The 754-nt window shown below is 53.2% G+C and carries 1 protein-coding gene; it reads right to left on the reverse strand.

Going from position 1 to position 754, the window contains the following annotated elements:
• Window positions 1–47: 47 nt before the first annotated feature.
• On the reverse strand, window positions 48–754 hold a 707-nt coding region (locus ACLH1I_RS26595), incomplete at its 5' end, for an IS5 family transposase (RefSeq protein ID WP_065898619.1).

The following is a 754-nucleotide window of genomic DNA, read 5'->3' on the forward strand; positions in this document are numbered from 1 at the left end:
TGAATAAATAAGATTTCGTGCGAACGACCCTGTAGCTGGCTGGATTTTCAGGCAATACGCACGCTTTCTGGCATCCCAGCCTTTGTCATCCTGTTCAACGCACGCACCATGGCCATAGCTTCCGCTACCTGACCATCGTAGTCACGCAGCGTCAGTGAATCTCCCAACAACTGCTTCATTCTGTACATTGCCGTTTCCGCTATCGAGCGACGGTTATATTCCGTTGTCCATTTCCACCGTGCATTGCTTCCGCTCAGCCGCTGATTAGCAACGGCACGGTTGCGGTCTGCGTACTCACCGGGCCAGTAACCTGCTCCTTTTCGGGGAGGAATAAGCGCGCTGATTTTTTTGCGGCGCAGTTCATCGTGACAGAGCCGGGTATCGTAAGCCCCGTCTGCCGCGGCTGCCCTGATTTTTCTGTGAGTCTGCCGGATAAGGCCCGGGAAGGCTTCTGAGTCCGTGACGTTATTCAGCGACAGGTCTGCACAGACAACTTCATGTGTGTTGCTGTCAACAGCAAGATGCAACTTTCGCCAGATACGACGGCGCTCTTTGCCGTGCTTTCTGACTTTCCATTCGCCTTCACCAAAGACCTTCAGCCCGGTGGAATCAATCACCAGGTGTGCGATTTCACCCCGGGTGGACGTTTTGAAACTGACATTAACCGACTTTGCCCGCTTACTGACACTGGTGTAATCCGGGCAGCGCAACGGAACGTTCATCAGGGCAAAAATGGAATCAATAAAACCCTGCG

Origin of the sequence: Klebsiella sp. 1SOBk10mer, assembly GCF_046602535.1 — a bacterium.
Lineage (GTDB): Bacteria > Pseudomonadota > Gammaproteobacteria > Enterobacterales > Enterobacteriaceae > Klebsiella > Klebsiella quasipneumoniae.